We start from the raw sequence: 20,170 nt of genomic DNA, 5'->3' as shown, positions 1-20,170 counted from the left end.
GACGCCCTATGAAATGATGCACCTTTTCTAAAATATATTTTTAAGAGCGTACAAAATCAACTATTAAATTTATGAGTTCTTCTGCAGCAGGACGGTAGGGCTCATTATAAGATTTAGAGTTTTCTAATTCATCACCTTCAATGATTTTCAGTACGTGATTCATGCCATCAATATCTACTGCTTTTGCATTGCTATTTGAATTTTTTAGAAGCTCTCCTTCTTTAGCTGTAACCTGAAGATCTTTTGTCCCGTTTACTAAAAGTATAGGAGCGTTAATTTTTGACAATTCCTCAGCAGGATCATACTTCATCCAGCTTTTCATAAAAGGCTGTACAGAGGGCCTAAAAATAGATATTAAGCCTACGCTAAACTTTTCTGATTTATTTTTTTCTCTAAGATCTGTAAATGCTTGTTTTGCATTTTCAACAAGCCCCGGAGCCTGTACTTCTAGTTGATCTAAGATAAGCTTATCTATAGACTGGCCTGCACCAGCCAGACCTATTAGATGACTTATATCACGCTGCTCTGCTGCAAGTGTAGCAATTAAGGCACCCTGGCTGTGGCCTATGAGCACGATATTAATAAAGCCTGCCTTTTTAAAATAGTCAATGACCGAAACAGCATCAGTTACAAAATCATCAAAACTAATTTTCTCTTCTATAAGGGCATTTTCCTGTATTAAAGTGAAAATTCTTTTATCATATCTATATGTAGAAATACCTTTTTTAGAAAGTTCTTCAGCGAGTTTTTTTAAACTGTTATTTTGAGCAGTGCGTTGATTGCCATTGCGATCTGTAGGACCAGAACCTCCTATTATTATGGCAAGAGTGTCTTTTGAAGATTTTGCGTGTAGTAATGTTCCGTTAATAAAACTATTTACTCGAATTTCAGACTCTGTATATTCCTGAGCATGGGTTTTGCATATCACTACAAGAAAAAAGGAAAGAATAAAGAATTTCATTTAGGAAATGGTATTTGCCGGTATGTTATAGTGGTCTAAAATAGCTTGAATTTTCTCTGGATATTGAGTGCCTAGTAGGAGTTCATTTCCATCACTAAAGATAAGTTGAATTCCTTTATTTCCTTTTGTATTTAGAGCCTTTCGTTTTGTAAATGAGATGCGATATCCCCAACCACCATACTCGCGTATAGGATGATATTTACGTACTGTAGCACTTTTAATTTCTTTCCAGGATCTAAAACGAGATTTAATGTGAAAAGGGACAAAGCGATAGGTTATTCCTGTCTCATCAATAACTGTCTCTAATTTAAAAATATACCAGAAACCTATAAAAAGACCAAGAATCACCAGAATACTCAGTACTACAGAAGCAATCTCAAAACGGGATAAGATCAAGGTATCATAATCCATAACAAGTGGACTTATTGCAATACATAATATGACAATCAATAGTAGTCTCAACCACCATTGATCAAAACGCTGTATTTCTTTAAAAGTTTTCATATTCAATATGCTTCTTATAAATTATAATAGTAGTGTAAAGTTATTACTAAAATTACGGAACCATAATTTTTAAAACGTAAGTTAACCTTAAATGTTTTAGTCTTCTTAATTTCAAATTATATGTGTAAACAATTTTATTTCAGGGGTTTAATGATAAATGATTTTTTAGAGGTTATTCTTTCTAATATTTCGATAAAGATTCGCTTAGATTTGCAAAAAAAAATAAAGATGAAACACATTTGTATAGTGCTTATTGCGATAATCTTGAGTTCAAATTTTTTACAAGCAAATGATTGGGGAAAAACAGGTCATAGAGCAACGGCTGCTGTTGCAGAACATTATTTAAGTTCTAAAACTAAAAAAACTATTGCCAAACTTTTAGGTGAAGAAAACCTGATAACCGTTTCTACTTATGGAGATGATATAAAAAGTTACCAGGAATTTAGAAAATATAGCCCGTGGCACTATGTTAATATCGCTCCTGGTTTAACGTATTATGAAGATACTAAGAATCCTGAGGGTGATTTAGTTTTTGCAATCAATAAATGTAAAGAGGTTCTCATCTCTAAAACAACCACACAAGAGGAAAAGGCCTTTCATTTAAAATTATTAGTACACTTTATAGGTGATTTGCATCAACCACTACATCTAGGTAATGCTGAAGATAAAGGAGGAAATGATGTACAGGTGCGCTGGTTTAATGATGGTACAAATTTACACTCATTGTGGGACAGCAAAATGATAGATAGTTATGGAATGTCTTATTCTGAACTTGCAGAAAATTTTGGTAAAGTAAGTAAAAAAGAACAAAAAGCCCTTACCTCAGGAACGTTGTTAGACTGGGTTAATGAAGGACAGGAATTAGCTGCACAAGTATATGCTTCTGCCGAAGTAGGTGAAAAATTAAGTTATAGATATCAGGTAGATAATTTTGATACCTTACAGGAGCAGATAAAAAAAGGAGGTGTAAGACTCGCCTCTGTACTCAATAGCTTATTTGACTAGTTTTTATTCTTTTATATAAGTTTCTTTATATTGTTTAGGAGTCACCTTGCAGTATTTTTTAAATATACGCGTAAGGTGACTTTCGTCTGTGAATCCCAATTGGTTTGCTATTTGTGATACGGTAAAATTAGACTGTGTGAGTCTTTCCTGGGCAATGCCTAATTTGTACAATATAATATAATTGTGAAGGGAGTTTCCTGTTTCTTTTTTAAAGTAGTTACTTAGAGTACTACTGGTTATCTGAAAATGTTTAGCAATTGTTGAAATTTTCAGTAAGCTAGAATCGTATATATTATATCGTATGTAGGCATAGATCTCTTCAATACGATCTAATTTAACTGTAGCTTTTACAAGTTTATTTTCTGAATTAGATTCCGTTATATTTCGAGCTATGACGCTTAGTGTAGTACTTACCATATTTGCAATTATGTGAAGGTAATACTGCTGTTTATCTGTATTTTCTTTTCTTATGAAAAATACAAGCCTCCACATGAGATCGCGATCTTCTGTAGTATTTATAGCTTCTTGGAATTTTCTTTTAGGATGATTTAATATAAACTCACTGCGTCTCAACCAGTATTGTCTATCGGGTAAACTTATTTTGCTGCTTAGTAATAAGTTTGTAAACTTAAAAATAACAAATGTGGTTGTTTCGTGAATTTTAAAGTCAGGCAACTCATCTTGTTTAAAAACAAAAATATCTCTCGATTTATAGGATATCACTTTACCATTGAGACTTACTCTTCCGCTGCCATCTTCAATAAATATAATTTCAAAGTAGAAACAGGGCTTAGGTTGACTATCCCACCTCGAGGTCGTAAAGCGTTCTATTAAAAATATGTCTTGTATATTCAGTTGAGTCATAACTCGAGAGATTTGATTGATAGATCATTATGATGAGGGGTCTTTTGGTTCTGTATTTTACTAATATAAGAATTTACAGAATAAATTTTTAGAAACTATATTTAAAAAAAAACTCAAGAGGGGAGAGCTTCTTAAAGATAGTATAATATTATGATTATAAGCGGTTTATATGTTAACTTAGGGTTAAGAATGTACATTTTAACCTAAATATAAGGATACTGCAGAACTTTAAAAACTTTTAAAAATACTAAATGGTTTAAGTCTTTAGGATATTATAAATTTTAGTTCATTACGGTAGGTAGAAGGTGTTTTACCTGTAAATTTTTTAAACTGCTTATTAAAGTGACTGAAGTTATTAAAACCACTTTCAAAGCATACATCTGTAATACTTATAGGTTTCTCGTGAAGTAGTTTTGCGGCGTGTACAAGTCTATACTCGTTCACAAATTGTGTGAATGTTTTCCCGGTTATTTTTTTAAAGTACCGACAAAATGCGGGTACAGTCATACTTACTAGTTCTGCAATTTCTTCTAATGCAATTTGTCTCTTAAATTGTTCCTTAACAAAGTTGAATATGACGTTTATTCGATTATTATCTTGTAATTCGGTTTCTAGTATAAAACCCTGAGCATTTAGCACGGTATATTTATCTGCTGTTTCTAAATGTTTAAGAATCTCAAGTAAACCTAACAGGCGATCATAATTTGAAGCATCTTTGAGTAATTCAATTTTCGCGCCTACGATACGTTTAACTTCACCGTGAAATACGATTCCCATTTTAGCTCTCTCAAATAATGCTTTTATACTGCGCATTTCAGGAATGTCAAAAAACGATTCACCAAGAAAATCAGGTTTCATTTGTATTACCGTTTCCTGCTCGTAGTTATTTAAGGAATCTGTAAATCCACAATGGGGTAAATTAGAACCTATGAGTATTAATTCTCCATTACGATAATACGATATATGACTACCTACCTGCCTTTTACCAGTACCACCTTTAACGTAAACTAACTCAAGTTCAGGATGATAATGCCAAAACGTATGACTATTATTCTCATTATTTTCATCATACGTTCTACAGGAAAATGAACTTCCAAAACCGGGTTCTATTTTTTCGAATGCAGGCTTTGCAGACTTAATCATAATCTTTTTATTAGTTCAATATAAATGTATACAACCTATTAGTGTTTTTATGATACAATATTAACCCAAATATGTATAGTTTTCACAAAAAGCATATATAATCAATTTGTAAGGTTAAAATACCACATTAATCAGCACAACTGCTTCTGTTTTTAGATGCGTAACGCTCGTACATTTGTAATGTGAAATTTATAAATCACGAAAAACCCAAAACTATGAAGACAACAATTAAAACTTTGGTAATGGTATTAGTTTTAGCTTTTAGCTTAAACTTAAGTGCCGCAGACGGAATCGCAGTTACTGTAAACGAAAACTTTATGGTTAAAGTTGAGTATACAAATGCAATGGAAGGAGCCCAGATTTATCTGGAAGATGCTAAAGGTGAAAAACTGTACAGTGAATTTGCAGGAAGTTTAGCAAATGATTTTAAAACATTAAGTTTAGAAAATCTTCCAAGTGGAAAGTATTATCTTATTTATGAAGATGACTACGCTAAGTCTTATACTACAATAGATAAGAAAGTTAATGGTCTTGACATTGTAAGTGATGAGAGCAAAACTATTTTTAAGCCTAACTACAAAATACAGGATGGCATTGTTTTAATCTCTTTTACTAATCCTAAAGAAGTAAAGACTACAACTCGTGTTTATGATGAAAATGGTGAGATTATAGAATCTATATCAGATAAAAGTCTTGTAGTTAAACAAGCACTTAATCTTTCTGAGCTTAGAAAAGGAGCTTACCGCATAGGCATTTCAATAGGTAAAGATTATTTCTCAAAAGAAGTAATGATTGACTAAGCTAACAAGCTTAATTCTAATAAAAAAGCCCTCGTATTGAGGGCTTTTTTATTTTAAATAGACAGGTAAATATAAGCCCAATACATTAAGCCAAATTGTAAAATTATACGACCCCATAAAACCCACTTTGGGAGATTGAGGCCTGCTTTAGCTGAAGAAAGCATATAAAAGTGAACCATTAAAAATAAAGCCAGCATTAATATAATTCCCCATATGGCAATATTTTTAGTTTCTGGAAAACAAAGTCCTATGCCTACAACGATTTCTGCCAGACCGCTCAGGTAAACTAATGCTTTTGGTTGTGGTAGATATCTAGGCATAATGCGTAAATAAGCTTTTGGTTTTATAAAGTGCATTAAACCAGCAAAGCCATACATTGCTGCCATCAAAAATAGGTGCCACGGGTAATTTATCATATTATTTTTTTACAAGGTGTTGTAGTGTTTGACTAGATATATTCTCGACTCAATAAAATTCAGCCTTAAGAATTTAGAAAATTATTAAGTCTTACAAACTTATAATAAATTAGTCCCATTAGACTGCAATGATAAATTCTTCTTTACATCTTATAGCATTCTCCTGCTTCATCTATTAAAAACTAGTAAGATATCTATAAGTTGCTGCTTTTATGATAGTTAAACACTAGTTCTAATGATCTCTCATTAATTCTAGGCGTTAAGCAACTATTTATGAACTGAATTTTAAATCTTGAAGGTGCTTTTTAAATTTTGAAAGCGACTTTTGATCAACTGCTTTGGATGAAATCCATATTTTTTTGTTACTGCCCACAAGTACAAAATCTCCCGTTTTATTGCTGTGAAAACCTTTTAATGATGCTATAGGAATTTGTGTATTTTTTAAGATGCAGTATTTAACAAAATGAGTTTCAGTTAATTTTAGATAGGGGTGGGTTTTCAAATAATAAAATTTGCTAAAGTAATAAAGAGCTAAACCTATCATTAAAATATCAAACCAGCTAAGTGAATTTGATGCAAATAGTCTAATTAGTATTAAAACAACCCAAATAAGTGCGATACCTAGTGTTAAATAGGGTGAATTTTTTTTGTGACCGAGCTCCATTTCAAGGGTGTTTTTGAGTTCGTGTAGTTAAACTAATTAAAACGATGCTATGCCACAACTGCAGCAGAAGATGTTGAGTTAGTATCATAATATTTGTAATAAAATTGAATTCATTGGGGTGATTTCAAAAATATGTATCTGTATCAGCAATTAAACATAATTGATTTATAGATATATAGGCTCGCAATATAATATTACAGATTCATTTTTCTTTACAGATTTCCTCATTTTATAGGATTAATTACAAATTTTATGATTTTCAGGTATATTTAATAGTATATAATTAAGTAATTGATTTAAGCATTAATACATACAAAAACGCCCTACTCAAGTAAGGCGTCTATATGTTTTTAAAAATGAAATATTTATACAGAAACAATATAGTGAGGATTATAATAATTTTCTGCGATTGAGGCCATTTCAATTTTTTGTGAAATAATATCTTCAATCGTCTTCCAGGTACTATTAGAAATCAGACTCTTTAAAGGTTGATCAACGCTTATAATTTCTGAAAACACTGCTTTTACCTGGGCATCCCAAATTTCAGAATACTTTAATAAATCGTTAGGATAAACAGTTTTACGCTCTGTACCCTCATCAAAACCGGTAAATGGTTCTGTTACGTTTAGATATCCATAATCATCAGTTAGTTGCTCTCCGGCTTGTATATCGCAAATAGCTATTTCAAAATCGTAAGCTGTACTTAAACAATTAGATTTAAAACTATGATTTACAAACCTGCCGTTATCCCAACATAATACAAGGTTACCTAATTTATTTCGGTAGGTATAGGTTTCTAAAATGTTTTGATAGAGCACATCTAATTTTTTGAATTCTAAGGGGGTAAATTCACGATCAAGTTTGTCTAATGCCCAAGTTATTGTTCCTGCCGGTATAAATTGTGTAGCAACTACGCCGTGGCCTACCTGGTCATTTATAAAGCGAATTTCGGTGTGTGGGTGAATCATAAAAGCTTTTTAAATTAGGTTTGTAAAAGTTGTTTTGTATTATCATTCTTGGTGCTATCCCCAAAAAATCAACCCAATTTAATTACTTTTTTAATTGAAAATTCACAATTATTTGTTAGCGTAGAAATATTTTATGAGTTTTAATAATTGATTTAAAATCAATGTTCAACGAGCATTTTTTAGTAACTTTTAAATCTTATTGAAATTAGAAAAGAGGAAAAACAATTAGCTTTTCCTCTCTTTGAAATTAATTTTTTAAGCACCTAAATCTTAAAGTTGAAAAACCATTTAAGCCAGTTCTTCAGCTATTTTTATTCTACCACCTTTATCAAGAATTTCTTCTTTCATTTTATTAAATGATTCTTTGTCTATCGCCCGGGTAGCATCTTCGTAAAGTGTTACTTTAAAACCTTCTTTGATTGCATCTAAAACCGAATAGGAAACGCAATAATCTGCAGCCAGACCGCAGAAATATAAAGAGGTAACTCCTTTTCCTTTTAGGTAACCGGCCAGACCCGTAGATTTTTCATGTGCATTGTCATAAAATCCACTGTAACTATCAATTTTAGAATTTGTTCCTTTTCTAAAAATAGCTTCTATACGCGATGCGTTTAAGTGTGGGTGAAAGTCTGCACCACCTGTAGTTTGAATACAATGAACCGGCCATAAAACCTGCTCAATACCATTCAAATTTATTTTGTCATATTCAGATTTTCCAGGGTGATTATCAGCGAAGCTCGAGTGATTTTCAGGATGCCAGTCTTGAGTTGCAATTACTAAATCAAATTTATGTTGGAGGTTGTTTATAAGTGGTATAATCTGATCTCCACCTGGAACGGCAAGTGGCCCTCCAGGCATAAAATCATTTTGCATATCTATTATAATAAGCGCTTTCATCTTTACTTTTTAGTTGTTTTTAGGTTCAATTTCTTTAACTCAGCCGCAAGTTCTTCATTTTCAGTATTCATAGTTACTGCACCACAATTGGCTTTCGCGCCATACAGTGCAGTTGCTGTGATGCCTTTAAGAACTTTTGCAGAATCTATATGTTCTGAGTCGAGTATTTTAATTACAGCTTTATATTTTGAATTTTTCTCCAAGTCTACTATATACATTTCGTCTAAATCCAACACGAAAAGTATTTTACAAGCAGCAGTTACTTTAGGTAACGAATCTTGAATTGCATTTAAACGTTCTCGAGCTTCTTTAGATAAGCCGGTGTATGAAACCCCGGGTCTTGGAGCGATAAATTGAGCGTCATCTACTATTTTTTGCTGAATAGCATTTAGCTTGGTTTCTAGGTTTTGCGATTTTTCTAAATTCATCAGCCAGGTCTCATTTTCTTCACGAGATAAGTAGTTTTCAGATACCTGATTTTGTGCAAAAGAAATCAAAGAGGTAAATATTAGAATAATGCTAAATGCGTAAGTTCTCATCAATTATATTTTATGTTCTTCGATAAGATTATCGCGTTCTTGTTTTAAGCGATCGCTAATTCCCACCTTATAAATATGCGGGTTGTCAAAACGCTTATATTCTTCAGGCAAGCCTGCGAGTTGTGTTTTGCTAAATGCTGCAATTTCCTGCACGCTTTGTATTTTGTGAAGTCGTCTGCCGTTTTGCATAACGGGCTTAAGCATCGCCTCCTGATTTAATTTTGCGATGGTTAGACTTTTAAACGGTTCAACGGGATGATTCATTCGGTTTACGTGTGATTCGTCAGCTATTGCTATCGCATCTGCACCTATTAAAACACCTTCTTCATTATTAATTCTATACACCTGTTTTTTATAGGGAAGCGTAACTTTAGAAATACTTTCAGAAATTTTTATACGTGGTTTGCCATTGGCAAAAGCCAGTTTGTAAACCCCGTCTAATGCTCCGTCTGGTTTACCTATTACCAGATTAGTACCTACACCGTAAATATCTATGGGTGCTTTTTGATTCTGTAAACTTTGTATTACGTATTCATCAAGTTGATTTGAAGCTGCGATTTTTACATAAGACAATTCTGCCTCGTCCAGCATTTTCCGGGTTTTCTTAGAAAGATAGGCGAGATCCCCGCTGTCAAGTCTAATTGCAAGCAGTTGCTCGCCACGAGCTTCCATTTCTTTTGCTACCGTAATGGCATTAGGAACACCGCTTTTTAAGGTATCATAAGTATCTACTAACAAAACACAGTTTTTAGGCCTGTTTTCTGCAAAATCTCTAAACGCAATTAGTTCATCATCATAGCTTTGCACAAAAGCGTGTGCCATAGTACCGCTTATTTTGATCCCAAAATCTCTCCCTGTAATTACATTACTACTCCCGTCAAAACCACCTATAACTGCCGCACGAGATGCGTAGTACCCTCCGGGACCTTGCGCACGACGCAACCCAAAATCAAGCAAGGTTTTATCTCCTGCAACCTGTCGAATACGACTTGCCTTAGTGGCTATTAAGGTTTGAAAATTGAGTGTATTTAATAATATAGTTTCAATAATTTGCGCTTCAATAAGATTTGCTTCAACCTGTAAAATAGGAGCCGTACCAAACACCAGTTCTCCTTCCGGCATTGAATTAATAGTTCCGCTAAAGCGGAAATCCTTTAAATATGCTAAAAATGTGGGTTTAAAATCTAAAGTCTTGAGATACGCTAAATCTTCATCATTAAAACGCAACTTTTCAATAATGGTAAGTAGTTCTTCTAATCCTGCAAAAATTGCATAACCTCCTTTAAACGGAAGCCTTCTAAAGTAATAATCAAAAACGGCATGTTCATTTTGCTTTTTATTAAAATAAACCTGCGCCATGCTCAATTGATAGAGGTCTGTGTAGGTTGCTGTGTATTGAAACATAGATTACTATTTAGTTATGTGAATTTAACAATAAAGAATTTAGGGGAACTATGTTGTGGGTTAAAGAAACGTTAGAAAATGTATATACGCATAAAAAAAGCCACTCGTAAAGAGTGGCTTCTAATATTTAAGTTAGGATTACAGATCTAGTGTCTCAAATCTAAGATCTAATTTCCTATTTAATCATCTCATAGGAACGTTTGACAAAGTTAGTCAAAGCTTCTCCTTTTAGCAAGCCCTGAGATAAACGAGCAAGATCCATAGATTGTGTAATTAAACGTTCTTGCTTTTCTTTAGTTTCTGTTGCTAAAATCTCATTAACAAGGTTACTATTAGTATTTACAATCACGTTGTACATATCTGGCATGTTGCCCATACCAAACATACCACCACCTCCGCCGGTAGCTTGCATCTCTTTCATACGGCGCATAAATTCTGGCTGGGTGATCATAAATGGAGCTGCATTACTGTCTATTGCTTCAAGCTTTACAGTATAGGACTTATCTGCAATGGTCTCTTCAAGAAGCTTTTTTAAACTTTCTTTTTCTTCATCAGAAAGTTTTGAAATCTGCTCTTCATCTTTCTTGATTAAACTCTCAACATTATCACCATCTACACGTACAAAGCTGATATTTTCTTTAGAAGTTTCCAGTTTCTGTAATAAGTGCGAAACAATAGGAGAATCTAATAAAAGAACTTCGTAACCTTTAGCTTTTGCAGCTTCTATATATTGATGTTGCGCATCTTTATTTGATGCATATAACACGATAAGTTTACCATCCTTGTCAGTTTGCGTGTCTTTAATTTTTTCCTGTAATTCTGCAAAGGTATAGTAAGTGTTATCTACAGTAGGGTAAAGCGCAAAGCTATCTGCCTTTTCAAAGAACTTGTCTTCGCTAAGCATACCGTACTCAATCACCACTTTAATATCATTCCACTTTTTCTCGAAGTCTTCACGATCTTCGTTAAATAATGATTTCAATTTATCAGCAACTTTACGGGTGATATAACTTGATATTTTCTTAACCGCTCCGTCTGCTTGTAAATAAGATCGAGAAACATTTAAAGGAATATCTGGAGAGTCAATAACCCCACGTAACATAGTTAAAAATTCAGGAACAATACCTTCAACATTATCAGTTACATAAACCTGATTTTGATATAGTTGTATTTTATCTTTTTGAACGTTCATATCCTGACCTAGACGCGGAAAATATAAAATTCCTGTTAGGTTAAAAGGATAGTCAACATTTAAGTGAATGTGAAAAAGAGGTTCTTCAAATTGCATAGGATACAACTCACGATAGAAAGAGTTATAATCCTTTTCCTCAAGTTCGGTAGGTTGCTTAGTCCAGGCTGGATTAGGGTTATTAATAATATTATCTACCGTTTTAGTCTCTGCTTCAGCATCTTCAGGTGCATCCTCAGGTAGTGGAAGCGCTTCTTCTGTAGTACCAAATTTAATAGGTACCGGCATAAATTTATTATATTTAGCCAATAGCTGGCTAATACGATTTTCTTCTAAAAATTCTTCAGAATCTTCTGCAACGTGTAGCACTATTTCTGTACCGCGATCTGTTTTATCAGCAGGTGTAAGTGTAAATTCTGGAGAACCATCACATTCCCAACGTACTGCAGGCTCGTCTTTAAAAGACTTTGTGATTATTTCTACTTTACGAGCAACCATAAAAGCAGAATAAAAACCTAGACCAAAATGCCCAATAATACCGCTGTCTTTTGCAGAATCTTTATACTTATCTAAAAACTCTTCTGCACCAGAAAAGGCAACTTCATTAATATACTTCTGCACTTCTTCTTCGGTCATACCCAGACCTTGATCAATAATACGAATGGTTTTTTCGTCTTTATCAACCTTAACTTCAATTATAGGATTGCCATATTCTACACTGGCCTCACCTATATTAGTAAGGTGTTTCAATTTTAGCGTAGCATCTGTTGCATTTGAAACTAATTCCCTTAAAAAGATTTCGTGATCACTGTACAAGAACTTCTTGATAAGCGGGAAAATGTTCTCAACAGCAACATTAATTTTACCTGTAGACATAGTGTATTTTGTTTTTAAAAGCCGACAAATAAGCCGGACTATTTGATTTTTAATATGTCGCTCAACTCTATAGTTAAACGCAGAGCACTAAAGTCAAAAAAAGTACCAAAGCAAAGTGCGTGACAAACTGACACAACTTTCAATTTAACTGAAAGAACTTTAACGAAAGGTTTTGTTTAATGGTTTTGAAATAATATTAAACAGATTTATCTTTACAAACGTAAACAGAGATTATGGCAACCACTAAGAAAACTGTATTAAAAAAAGTAGAACCAAAATTGACCAAAGATTTGATTACAACGATGTATATGGAATATGTATTAGAGCATGGTCAAAGACCTGCTTCAGTATTTAAATTCTGTAAAGAGCATAACATTGAAGAGGGTACTTTTTATAATTTTTTTGGTTCTTTTCAGGGTATACGAGAATTTATATGGGTTAGTTTTTTTGATAATACAATTAATGTTTTACATAAAAACCCAGCTTACTCAACATATCCTAATAGAGAGAAAATGCTTTCATTTTTCTATACATTTTTTGAGGTGTTGACTGAAAATAGGAGTTATGTTTTATATGCACTTCACGAGCAAAAAGATACCTTAAAAAGTTTGGGTCAGTTACGTGATTTAAGATTAAAAGTAAGATACTATTCGGGTGAATTGATAGAAGAAGCTAATGATGAGAAATCATCACGCTTAACTAAAAATCCTGTCTCTATATTTAGTGAAGGAGCTTGGTTACAAACATTATTTCTTATGAAATATTGGATGGATGATAACTCGGCGCGATTTGAAAAAACAGATGTAGCTATAGAAAAATCTGTAAATGCAATATTTGATGTATTTAATACAACGCCATTAGAAAGCATTCTTGATTTTGGAAAATTTTTATTCAAAGAAAACTTTTCAAGATCTAAATAGAACATTATGAAAACTATAGATTACATCCCAACAAATAAATTACAGCGTGCATCACAGTTGGTTAAAACCGGTGTGAAAGTGGGAGGTAATTATGCTAAATACTACGGTAAAAAAGCATTTAATAGTGATCTCACGCGAGAAGAACTAGATGAGGAAAATGCAGGTGATATTTATGACGGCCTAAAAAGTCTCAAGGGAAGTGCTCTTAAAGTCGCGCAGATGTTGAGTATGGAGAAAAATATATTGCCTAAAGCATATGTTGAAAAGTTCTCACTATCTCAATTTTCTGTACCGCCATTGTCAGCTCCATTAGTTAGAAAAACATTTAAAAAATATTTAGATAAATATCCGGAAGAGATATTTGATACGTTTGCGACTCAAAGTATAAACGCTGCTAGTATCGGTCAGGTACATAAGGCAACGTTAGATGGGAAAAATCTTGCTGTGAAAATACAATACCCAGGAGTTGCAGACAGTATTAGTAGTGATTTGGCTCTAGTGAAGCCTATTGCTAGCCGGATGTTTAATCTAAAAGGTAAAGATAAAGAGAAGTATTTTCAAGAAGTAGAAGACAAACTATTAGAAGAAACAGATTACATTTTAGAAGTGCGTCAAAGTTTAGAAATAACCGCTCAATGTAGTGTTATTCCTAATCTTAAATTTCCTAAATACTACCCTGAATTGTCTAGTGAGCGGATTATCACGATGGACTGGATGATAGGTGAGCATTTGAGTGAATTTACTGCTCATAACACAGATCAGGTAGCTGCAGATAAAATAGGGCAAGCTTTATGGGATTTTTATATGTATCAAATGCATTTTTTAAAAGCGGTACACGCAGATCCTCATCCCGGAAACTTCCTTGTAGATTCTGATAAGAATTTAATTGCGATTGATTTTGGATGTATAAAGAATGTTCCTGAAGAGTTTTATGTTCCTTATTTTGAATTAGCAGAGCCCAAAAACATCAACGATCCAAAGATTTTTAATGATAAAATGTTTGAATTAGAGATATTACGAGAAGATGATTCGCCAGAAGAACTTAAATTCTTTTCAGAATTATTTCACGAGATGCTGAGTTTGTTTACAAAGCCTTTTCATCACGACACATTTGATTTTAATGATGAAACATTTTTCTCTCATATTGCAGATTTGAGTGAGAAATATTCAAAAGATACTCAACTGCGTAAAATGAATGGTAACAGGGGAAGTAAACATTTCTTATACATAAACAGAACTTTTTTCGGTTTATATAATTTAATGCACGATTTAGGAGCGAAGATTGTTGTTAATAACTATAAACAGTATATAGATTAAGAATATAAAGATAATAATTGGTTAGTAAGATTATTGGTTAGGTTGTTTTGAGAGGCGCACTTTTTGGTTGGAGGGCGCCTCTCGCTTTTGGTACAAGTTGAAATAATTAAAGCGCTCCATTGGGCGCTTTAATTATTAAGTTTGGGTTGACGATTTAGAGTAAAAATTGTTCAATGGCGCGAGCAACGGCGTGTTCCTTGTTTGTGAACTCGCTGATATAATCTGCAACATCTTTAACCTCTTGAGTAGCATTGGCAACGGCCACTCCTAATCCTACATTTTTAATCATGGTCACATCATTAAAATTGTCACCAAAAGCAATTACATTTTCTAGGTTAAGATTATAATACTCTTTTATAAGATGCTCCAGAGCTGTGCTCTTGTCAATATTTTTGGCGCTTATCTCCAGATAGGTGTCTTTTGATCTGTAAAAATGAGCTTCATCCCCGTGTTTTTTTTCAAGTATAGCGATGAGGTCGTCTAAGGCTTCAGGTGTGCCCATACACATAATTTTATGGGGTTGTTCATCAATAGCTTTAAGAATAGCTATGTGATCTTCTAAAGGCACTAAAATAGGTTCTACACGAGTGCTTCTTATTTCTCTTATGGTCCAGTAATCTTCAGATTCTGTGCGCCACGTATCAGTACAGTAGGTGCTAATATTATAGGCATACTTTTTTTGATGCTCAATTACAGTAGCTAGAAAGTCTAAAGAAACTGTATGGCTTTGTAAACAGATTCCGTTACTATCTAAAACAAGGCCGCCATTATAGCAAACGAGCGGGCTGTTGAGTCTACCTAATTTTTCTTGCAAATAATACATTGCAGATGGCATCCTGGAAGAAGCTAATATGATGGGAAATTCTCTTGATAATTTTGATACGGCAGCAACGGTTTCTATAGCAATGTCACGGTTTGCATCCAATAATGTTCCGTCGATATCAGAACAAAGAAGTTTTAGATTTTTATCCATTGCTCAAAGATAGAACAACAACTTTTTATTGTAGAATTTCAGGTTTATTTCCTTCTTATAAATACCGAAACAATACTGGAGATTAGAATGCCGAATACTAAACTTCCAACTACAGCTTGAATTATATAGCTTTTTAGATTGAAAAACTCATTTGCTTCTTCTATAGTTGCTTTTTCGCTGATTACGGCATACTCAATAACATTCTCAAAGTAATGCGGACTAATATAAGTACTTATGATATACTGCGCGGGTATGGCTAATATGGTTATTAAAATAGTTAGGACTAGGCCGGTTATAAATGCTTGTTTGTAGGTGATGATACCACCATAAAAATTATTACGCTTATCTATAAGTGCTATAAAGTAAATGCCTATTGCTGGTATATAAAAAAGTAAGGTATATAAATGATGCCGGTCTATGAGTTGATCGTGCCAGCCCGCGTAGCGTTCAAAACCCATCCAAATAAATAGAAAGAGGGTGTATATACTTGCCCATTTAAATTCAAGACGTGGATTAATCATAACTTTAATAATAAAGCGATTATGAAGATACTTAATTTTTTAAATACTAGGAGATTAAAATCTAGCAGCTGCGTAGTTTACTCATTAAAATAAACGTTGCTGCTAGAGATGATTGAAGCTGCAGAGAGAGCGGGGTAGAATGAAATAATAGAGTAGAACTTTTATTTTTAGTAAAATTCTTTTTCTTTTTTCTTTGACTTCTCTTTCTTTTTAACATCGAAGCCCAGGTTGCGTAGCGAATTCTCCCAGTCAAGTTTTGTGTGTTGTACGTTACTGCGCGTATTTTTAATATACTTAATGCGTTGTAAAATACTTTGAATAAAAAGACAATCTGCCTTAGTCAAATCTTCACTGTCTTTCATTAAAATGACCAGTAGTTTGTTAGATTGATCCATAGACGGAGCATCATCATAATTGGCTACGGTAAGGGGTGCGATATCTGTGCGCAACCATGCACGTAACTCAACGGCTTTCATATTAGTAGCCTCTTTTAATTCTTGGTGTAAGCGGTTTTTAGAAAACAAATTGAAATAAAATTAGGGTATAAAATTAGGGGTAATGTGTAAGTCTAAGTGGACTGCAATATTAAGTTTGTGTAAATAATATTTAGAAGGTAAATGGCTAATGTTATTAACAAAAAAACACCCGTTATTAACGGGTGTTTTTTATTTAAATGTATTTAATTTTTATTCGTCTATAAGCACCCAATCTCCTTTATCAAGTAATGGGATTGCTTGTTTAAATTTCATTGATTTTGTCTCACCGTTCATAATGTGCTTAATCGTCACTTTATCATTACGGCCTATTTTAGGACGTTCACGTATTATCGTTTCGGTTACTTGTTGACGCTGAGGTTGTGTATTGCCACCTGCAGATCTACTTTGAGAAGCACGCTCATCTAGATTAGGAATCTCTTCTTTAGTGGTCTGTACTTTTTCAGACTGTTTTACCTGTCTGGCTTCGCGTATCTGATTTTCTTGCTGTACAGGCAGTTCCCCTTTAAATAAGAAGGAAATTACATCTTTATTAACCTGATCTATCATTTGCTTGAATAATTCAAATGCTTCAAACTTGTAAATTAATAAAGGATCTTTTTGCTCGTGAACGGCAAGTTGTACACTCTGCTTCAATTCATCCATTTTGCGCAGGTGTGTTTTCCAGGCATCATCAATAATTGCAAGTGTAATATTCTTTTCAAAATCTGTAATCAGCTGCTTTCCTTTAGACTCGTAGGCATCTTTTAGATTAGTTACAACCTTAAGTTCTTTTATGCCATCAGAAAAAGGAACTACAATACGCTCATAATTACTATCTGGATTTTCATAAACATTACTTATGATAGGGAAGGCAACTGCTGCGTTACGCTCCATTTTTTCACGGTAATGTACCAGTGCTGCATCATAAACTTTTAGTGCAAGCTGCTTTGCAGAAGAAGAATCAAATTCTTTCTGATCTACAGGGCTACTCATCGAGAAAAAACGAATTAATTCAAATTCAAAATTCTTATAATCCTGAGCTGCTTTGTTAGTTTCTGCAATTACTTCTGAAGTATCGTAAATCATATTTGCGATATCTACACGCAGACGCTCTCCAAACAATGCGTGATAACGACGCTTATAAATTACTTCACGTTGCGCATTCATCACATCATCATATTCTAACAAACGCTTACGTACCCCAAAGTTATTTTCTTCAACTTTCTTTTGAGCGCGTTCAATAGATTTAGAAATCATCCCGTGTTGAATAACTTCACCTTCTTTAAGGCCCATGCGGTCCATCATTTTTGCGATACGTTCTGAACCAAAAAGGCGCATTAAGTTATCTTCTAAAGAAACATAGAACTGTGAGCTTCCAGGATCTCCCTGACGACCTGCACGACCACGTAACTGGCGGTCAACACGTCTTGAATCATGACGTTCTGTACCTATAATGGCAAGACCACCTGCCTCTTTTACAGCTTTACTCAATTTAATATCTGTACCACGACCAGCCATGTTAGTAGCGATCGTTACCTGGCCAGAGTTACCTGCATCAGCAACGATATCTGCTTCTTTTTTATGCAGCTTTGCATTTAATACGTTGTGAGGTACTTTTCTTAGGGAAAGCATCTTTCCTAATAATTCTGAAATCTCTACCGAAGTTGTACCTATAAGTACAGGTCTACCTGCTTCTACAAGATTCTGAACTTCATCAATTACCGCATTGTATTTCTCGCGTTTTGTTTTGTAAACTTTATCGTCGCGGTCATCTCTGGCGATAGGGCGATTTGTAGGTATTTCTACAACATCAAGCTTGTAGATTTCCCAAAGTTCTCCAGCTTCAGTAACTGCAGTACCCGTCATACCACTAAGTTTGCGGTACATTCTAAAATAATTCTGAAGTGTTACAGTTGCAAAAGTCTGTGTAGCATCTTCAATTTTTACATTTTCTTTAGCTTCAATCGCCTGGTGTAAACCATCGCTATAGCGGCGACCATCCATTATACGACCGGTTTGCTCGTCAACGATTTTAACTTTATTATCCATCACCACGTATTCGGTGTCTTTTTCAAACAAAGTGTAAGCTTTTAGAAGCTGATTCATCGTGTGAATACGCTCACTTTTTATGCTAAACTCTCTAAAAAGATCTTCTTTCTTTTCAGCTTCTTCCTCTGTGGTAAGGTTTGAATTTTCAATTTTACTAATCTCAACACCCATTTCTGGCATAATGAAGAAATTAGGATCGTCTTTACCAGAAAGGTGCTCAATACCTTTATCGGTAAGTTCTATCTGGTTGTTTTTTTCATCAATAGTAAAATATAAATCAGCGTCAATCACGTGCATTTCGCGATTGTTGTCCTGCATATATTGATTTTCTGTTTTTTGTAGCAGTAAACGAATTCCCTCTTCACTAAGGAATTTAATTAGCGCTTTATTTTTAGGTAAACCTCTGTAAACGCGTAATAATAATATAGCTCCTTCTTTTGTGTCGCCGGATGCTATTAATTTTTTTGCTTCTGAAAGAGTACCTGTCAATTGCTGGCGTTGCAAATTGACTAAGCTATCAATTTTAGGTTTTAAAGCATCAAACTCGTGTTGATCTCCTTTAGGTACAGGGCCTGAGATAATTAATGGGGTACGGGCATCATCAACTAAAACAGAGTCGACCTCATCAACAATCGCGTAGTTAGGCGCGCGTTGCACAAGATCATTAGGTGCGTGCGCCATATTATCTCTTAGGTAATCAAAGCCAAACTCATTATTTGTACCATATGTAATATCTGCTGCGTATGCTTTGCGACGTGATGCAGAGTTGGGTCTGTGAAAATCAATACAGTCTAGGGTAAGACCGTGAAAGTTAAATAAAGGAGCCATCCACGCGCTATCTCGTTTTGCCAGATAGTCGTTAACGGTTACCAGGTGAACTCCATTTCCGGTAAGTGCATTTAGATAAACCGGAAGTGTAGCAACTAAGGTTTTACCTTCACCTGTTTGCATCTCTGCAATTTTACCCTGATGCATGGCAACACCACCTATTAGCTGCACATCATAATGTATCATATCCCAGGTAATCGCTTTACCTGCAGCATCCCAGCTATTTGCCCAAATAGCATTGTCACCATCTAGGGTAACATAATCTTTATCTGCGCTTAGCTCGCGGTCAAAAGCATTAGCAGTTACGGGTATTGATGTATTGTGGTAAAATCGCTTTGCAGTTTCTTTAACAACGGCAAATGCTTCGGGTAGAATATCATTTAGAACCTGTTCGCTAATCGCGTAAGCGTCATCTTTTAGCTTATCAATCGCTGCATAAATTTCTTCTTTGCGATCTATATCGTCGTTTTCGTCTGCTTCGCTTTGTAGTTTAAGTTGCTCAGCATTATTATCTGCTAGTGCATTAGCGATTTGAGCTTTAAATTGAGTGGTTTTTTGCCTCAGTTCATCGTGGGAAAGCTTTTCTAGCTGCGCTTCAAAGCTTTTTATTTTTTCAACAATAGGTTGAATTGATGCAACATCTTGTTTAGATTTATCTCCTACAAAGACTTTTAATACTTTATCTAATAATCCCATAATTTGGTAACTAGTTTATTATCAATAGGTAGCTTACATCAAGCTTGAGGCTTTACTATTAATACATTAATTTTCCGATAAAATCGTAACACATTGTTACGAATAGTTGCTTTTTAAAGCGGTTCAAATTTAAGCAAAAAAAAAGCCTCAATGCGAGACT

19 protein-coding genes are annotated in these 20,170 nt (G+C 34.1%); 4 read left to right on the top strand and 15 right to left on the bottom strand.

Annotated elements, in window-relative coordinates; all coding sequences use genetic code 11:
* Positions 1-40 precede the first annotated feature (40 nt).
* Both ACIGAM_RS16770 and ACIGAM_RS16765 read right to left on the bottom strand, forming a co-directional pair.
* A complete protein-coding gene (locus ACIGAM_RS16770) occupies positions 41-961 on the bottom strand; it encodes an alpha/beta hydrolase (protein WP_396512630.1) in 921 nt (306 codons plus the stop codon).
* Positions 962-1,465 (bottom strand): hypothetical protein, encoded by a 504-nt coding sequence (locus ACIGAM_RS16765; protein ID WP_396512629.1) that lies wholly within the window; start codon positions 1,463-1,465, stop codon positions 962-964. It abuts the gene before it with no gap.
* Positions 1,466-1,693: 228 nt separating this feature from the next.
* On the opposite strand from ACIGAM_RS16765, the gene ACIGAM_RS16760 reads away from it, so the two are divergent.
* Complete coding sequence (locus ACIGAM_RS16760) at positions 1,694-2,470, top strand: S1/P1 nuclease (protein ID WP_396512628.1); 777 nt, start codon at positions 1,694-1,696, stop codon at positions 2,468-2,470.
* 3 nt (positions 2,471-2,473) lie between these two features.
* On the opposite strand, the gene ACIGAM_RS16755 is transcribed toward ACIGAM_RS16760, so the two are convergent.
* Both ACIGAM_RS16755 and ACIGAM_RS16750 read right to left on the bottom strand, forming a co-directional pair.
* Positions 2,474-3,334, bottom strand: coding sequence for a helix-turn-helix domain-containing protein (locus ACIGAM_RS16755; protein ID WP_396512627.1), 861 nt, complete (start codon positions 3,332-3,334; stop codon positions 2,474-2,476).
* Between the two features lie 264 nt (positions 3,335-3,598).
* Positions 3,599-4,477: an AraC family transcriptional regulator gene (locus ACIGAM_RS16750; protein WP_396512626.1), complete on the bottom strand. Its 879-nt coding sequence runs from the start codon at positions 4,475-4,477 to the stop codon at positions 3,599-3,601.
* Positions 4,478-4,692: 215 nt separating this feature from the next.
* Here ACIGAM_RS16750 and ACIGAM_RS16745 point away from each other — a divergent pair, with 215 nt between their 5' ends.
* Entirely contained in the window at positions 4,693-5,277 is a 585-nt protein-coding gene (locus tag ACIGAM_RS16745; RefSeq protein ID WP_396512625.1) for a hypothetical protein, read from the top strand.
* A gap of 53 nt (positions 5,278-5,330) precedes the next feature.
* Here the strand turns inward: ACIGAM_RS16745 and ACIGAM_RS16740 are convergent, their stop codons facing one another.
* The 7 genes from ACIGAM_RS16740 to htpG all read right to left on the bottom strand — a co-directional run bounded on the left by ACIGAM_RS16740 (position 5,331) and on the right by htpG (position 12,230).
* Complete coding sequence (locus ACIGAM_RS16740; protein WP_396512640.1) at positions 5,331-5,690, bottom strand: MauE/DoxX family redox-associated membrane protein; 360 nt, start codon at positions 5,688-5,690, stop codon at positions 5,331-5,333.
* Positions 5,691-5,964: 274 nt separating this feature from the next.
* Positions 5,965-6,357, bottom strand: a complete 393-nt coding sequence (locus ACIGAM_RS16735; protein ID WP_396512624.1) for a hypothetical protein — start codon at positions 6,355-6,357, stop codon at positions 5,965-5,967.
* 365 nt (positions 6,358-6,722) lie between these two features.
* Positions 6,723-7,325: an SET domain-containing protein gene (locus ACIGAM_RS16730; RefSeq protein ID WP_396512623.1), complete on the bottom strand. Its 603-nt coding sequence runs from the start codon at positions 7,323-7,325 to the stop codon at positions 6,723-6,725.
* Positions 7,326-7,613: 288 nt separating this feature from the next.
* Positions 7,614-8,222 (bottom strand): bifunctional nicotinamidase/pyrazinamidase, encoded by a 609-nt coding sequence (pncA, locus tag ACIGAM_RS16725; protein WP_396512622.1) that lies wholly within the window; start codon positions 8,220-8,222, stop codon positions 7,614-7,616.
* 2 nt (positions 8,223-8,224) lie between these two features.
* The gene (locus tag ACIGAM_RS16720; protein ID WP_396512621.1) at positions 8,225-8,761 is read right to left on the bottom strand and encodes a hypothetical protein; all 537 of its coding nucleotides are present in this window, start codon (positions 8,759-8,761) and stop codon (positions 8,225-8,227) included.
* A gap of 3 nt (positions 8,762-8,764) precedes the next feature.
* On the bottom strand, positions 8,765-10,165 hold the full coding sequence (locus ACIGAM_RS16715) for a nicotinate phosphoribosyltransferase (protein ID WP_396512620.1): 1,401 nt from the start codon (positions 10,163-10,165) through the stop codon (positions 8,765-8,767).
* A gap of 175 nt (positions 10,166-10,340) precedes the next feature.
* On the bottom strand, positions 10,341-12,230 hold the full coding sequence (htpG, locus tag ACIGAM_RS16710; protein ID WP_396512619.1) for a molecular chaperone HtpG: 1,890 nt from the start codon (positions 12,228-12,230) through the stop codon (positions 10,341-10,343).
* A 233-nt stretch (positions 12,231-12,463) separates the two neighbouring features.
* On the opposite strand from htpG, the gene ACIGAM_RS16705 reads away from it, so the two are divergent.
* Entirely contained in the window at positions 12,464-13,150 is a 687-nt protein-coding gene (locus ACIGAM_RS16705; protein WP_396512618.1) for a TetR/AcrR family transcriptional regulator, read from the top strand.
* A gap of 6 nt (positions 13,151-13,156) precedes the next feature.
* A complete protein-coding gene (locus tag ACIGAM_RS16700; protein ID WP_396512617.1) occupies positions 13,157-14,467 on the top strand; it encodes an ABC1 kinase family protein in 1,311 nt (436 codons plus the stop codon).
* Between the two features lie 154 nt (positions 14,468-14,621).
* Here the strand turns inward: ACIGAM_RS16700 and ACIGAM_RS16695 are convergent, their stop codons facing one another.
* From ACIGAM_RS16695 to secA, 4 genes are all read right to left on the bottom strand, one after another.
* Positions 14,622-15,440: a Cof-type HAD-IIB family hydrolase gene (locus ACIGAM_RS16695; RefSeq protein ID WP_396512616.1), complete on the bottom strand. Its 819-nt coding sequence runs from the start codon at positions 15,438-15,440 to the stop codon at positions 14,622-14,624.
* A 44-nt stretch (positions 15,441-15,484) separates the two neighbouring features.
* The gene (locus tag ACIGAM_RS16690) at positions 15,485-15,961 is read right to left on the bottom strand and encodes a DUF4199 domain-containing protein (RefSeq protein WP_396512615.1); all 477 of its coding nucleotides are present in this window, start codon (positions 15,959-15,961) and stop codon (positions 15,485-15,487) included.
* Between the two features lie 167 nt (positions 15,962-16,128).
* Entirely contained in the window at positions 16,129-16,485 is a 357-nt protein-coding gene (locus tag ACIGAM_RS16685) for a DUF3140 domain-containing protein (RefSeq protein ID WP_396512614.1), read from the bottom strand.
* Between the two features lie 162 nt (positions 16,486-16,647).
* Positions 16,648-20,010 (bottom strand): preprotein translocase subunit SecA, encoded by a 3,363-nt coding sequence (gene secA / locus ACIGAM_RS16680; RefSeq protein ID WP_396512613.1) that lies wholly within the window; start codon positions 20,008-20,010, stop codon positions 16,648-16,650.
* Positions 20,011-20,170: the final 160 nt, after the last annotated feature.

Source organism: Leeuwenhoekiella sp. NPDC079379 (assembly GCF_044542075.1).
In the GTDB taxonomy this organism is placed as follows: Bacteria; Bacteroidota; Bacteroidia; order Flavobacteriales; family Flavobacteriaceae; genus Leeuwenhoekiella.
The sequence above is the reverse complement of the archived record's forward strand: the minus strand, read 5'-3'. Positions and strand labels throughout refer to the sequence as shown.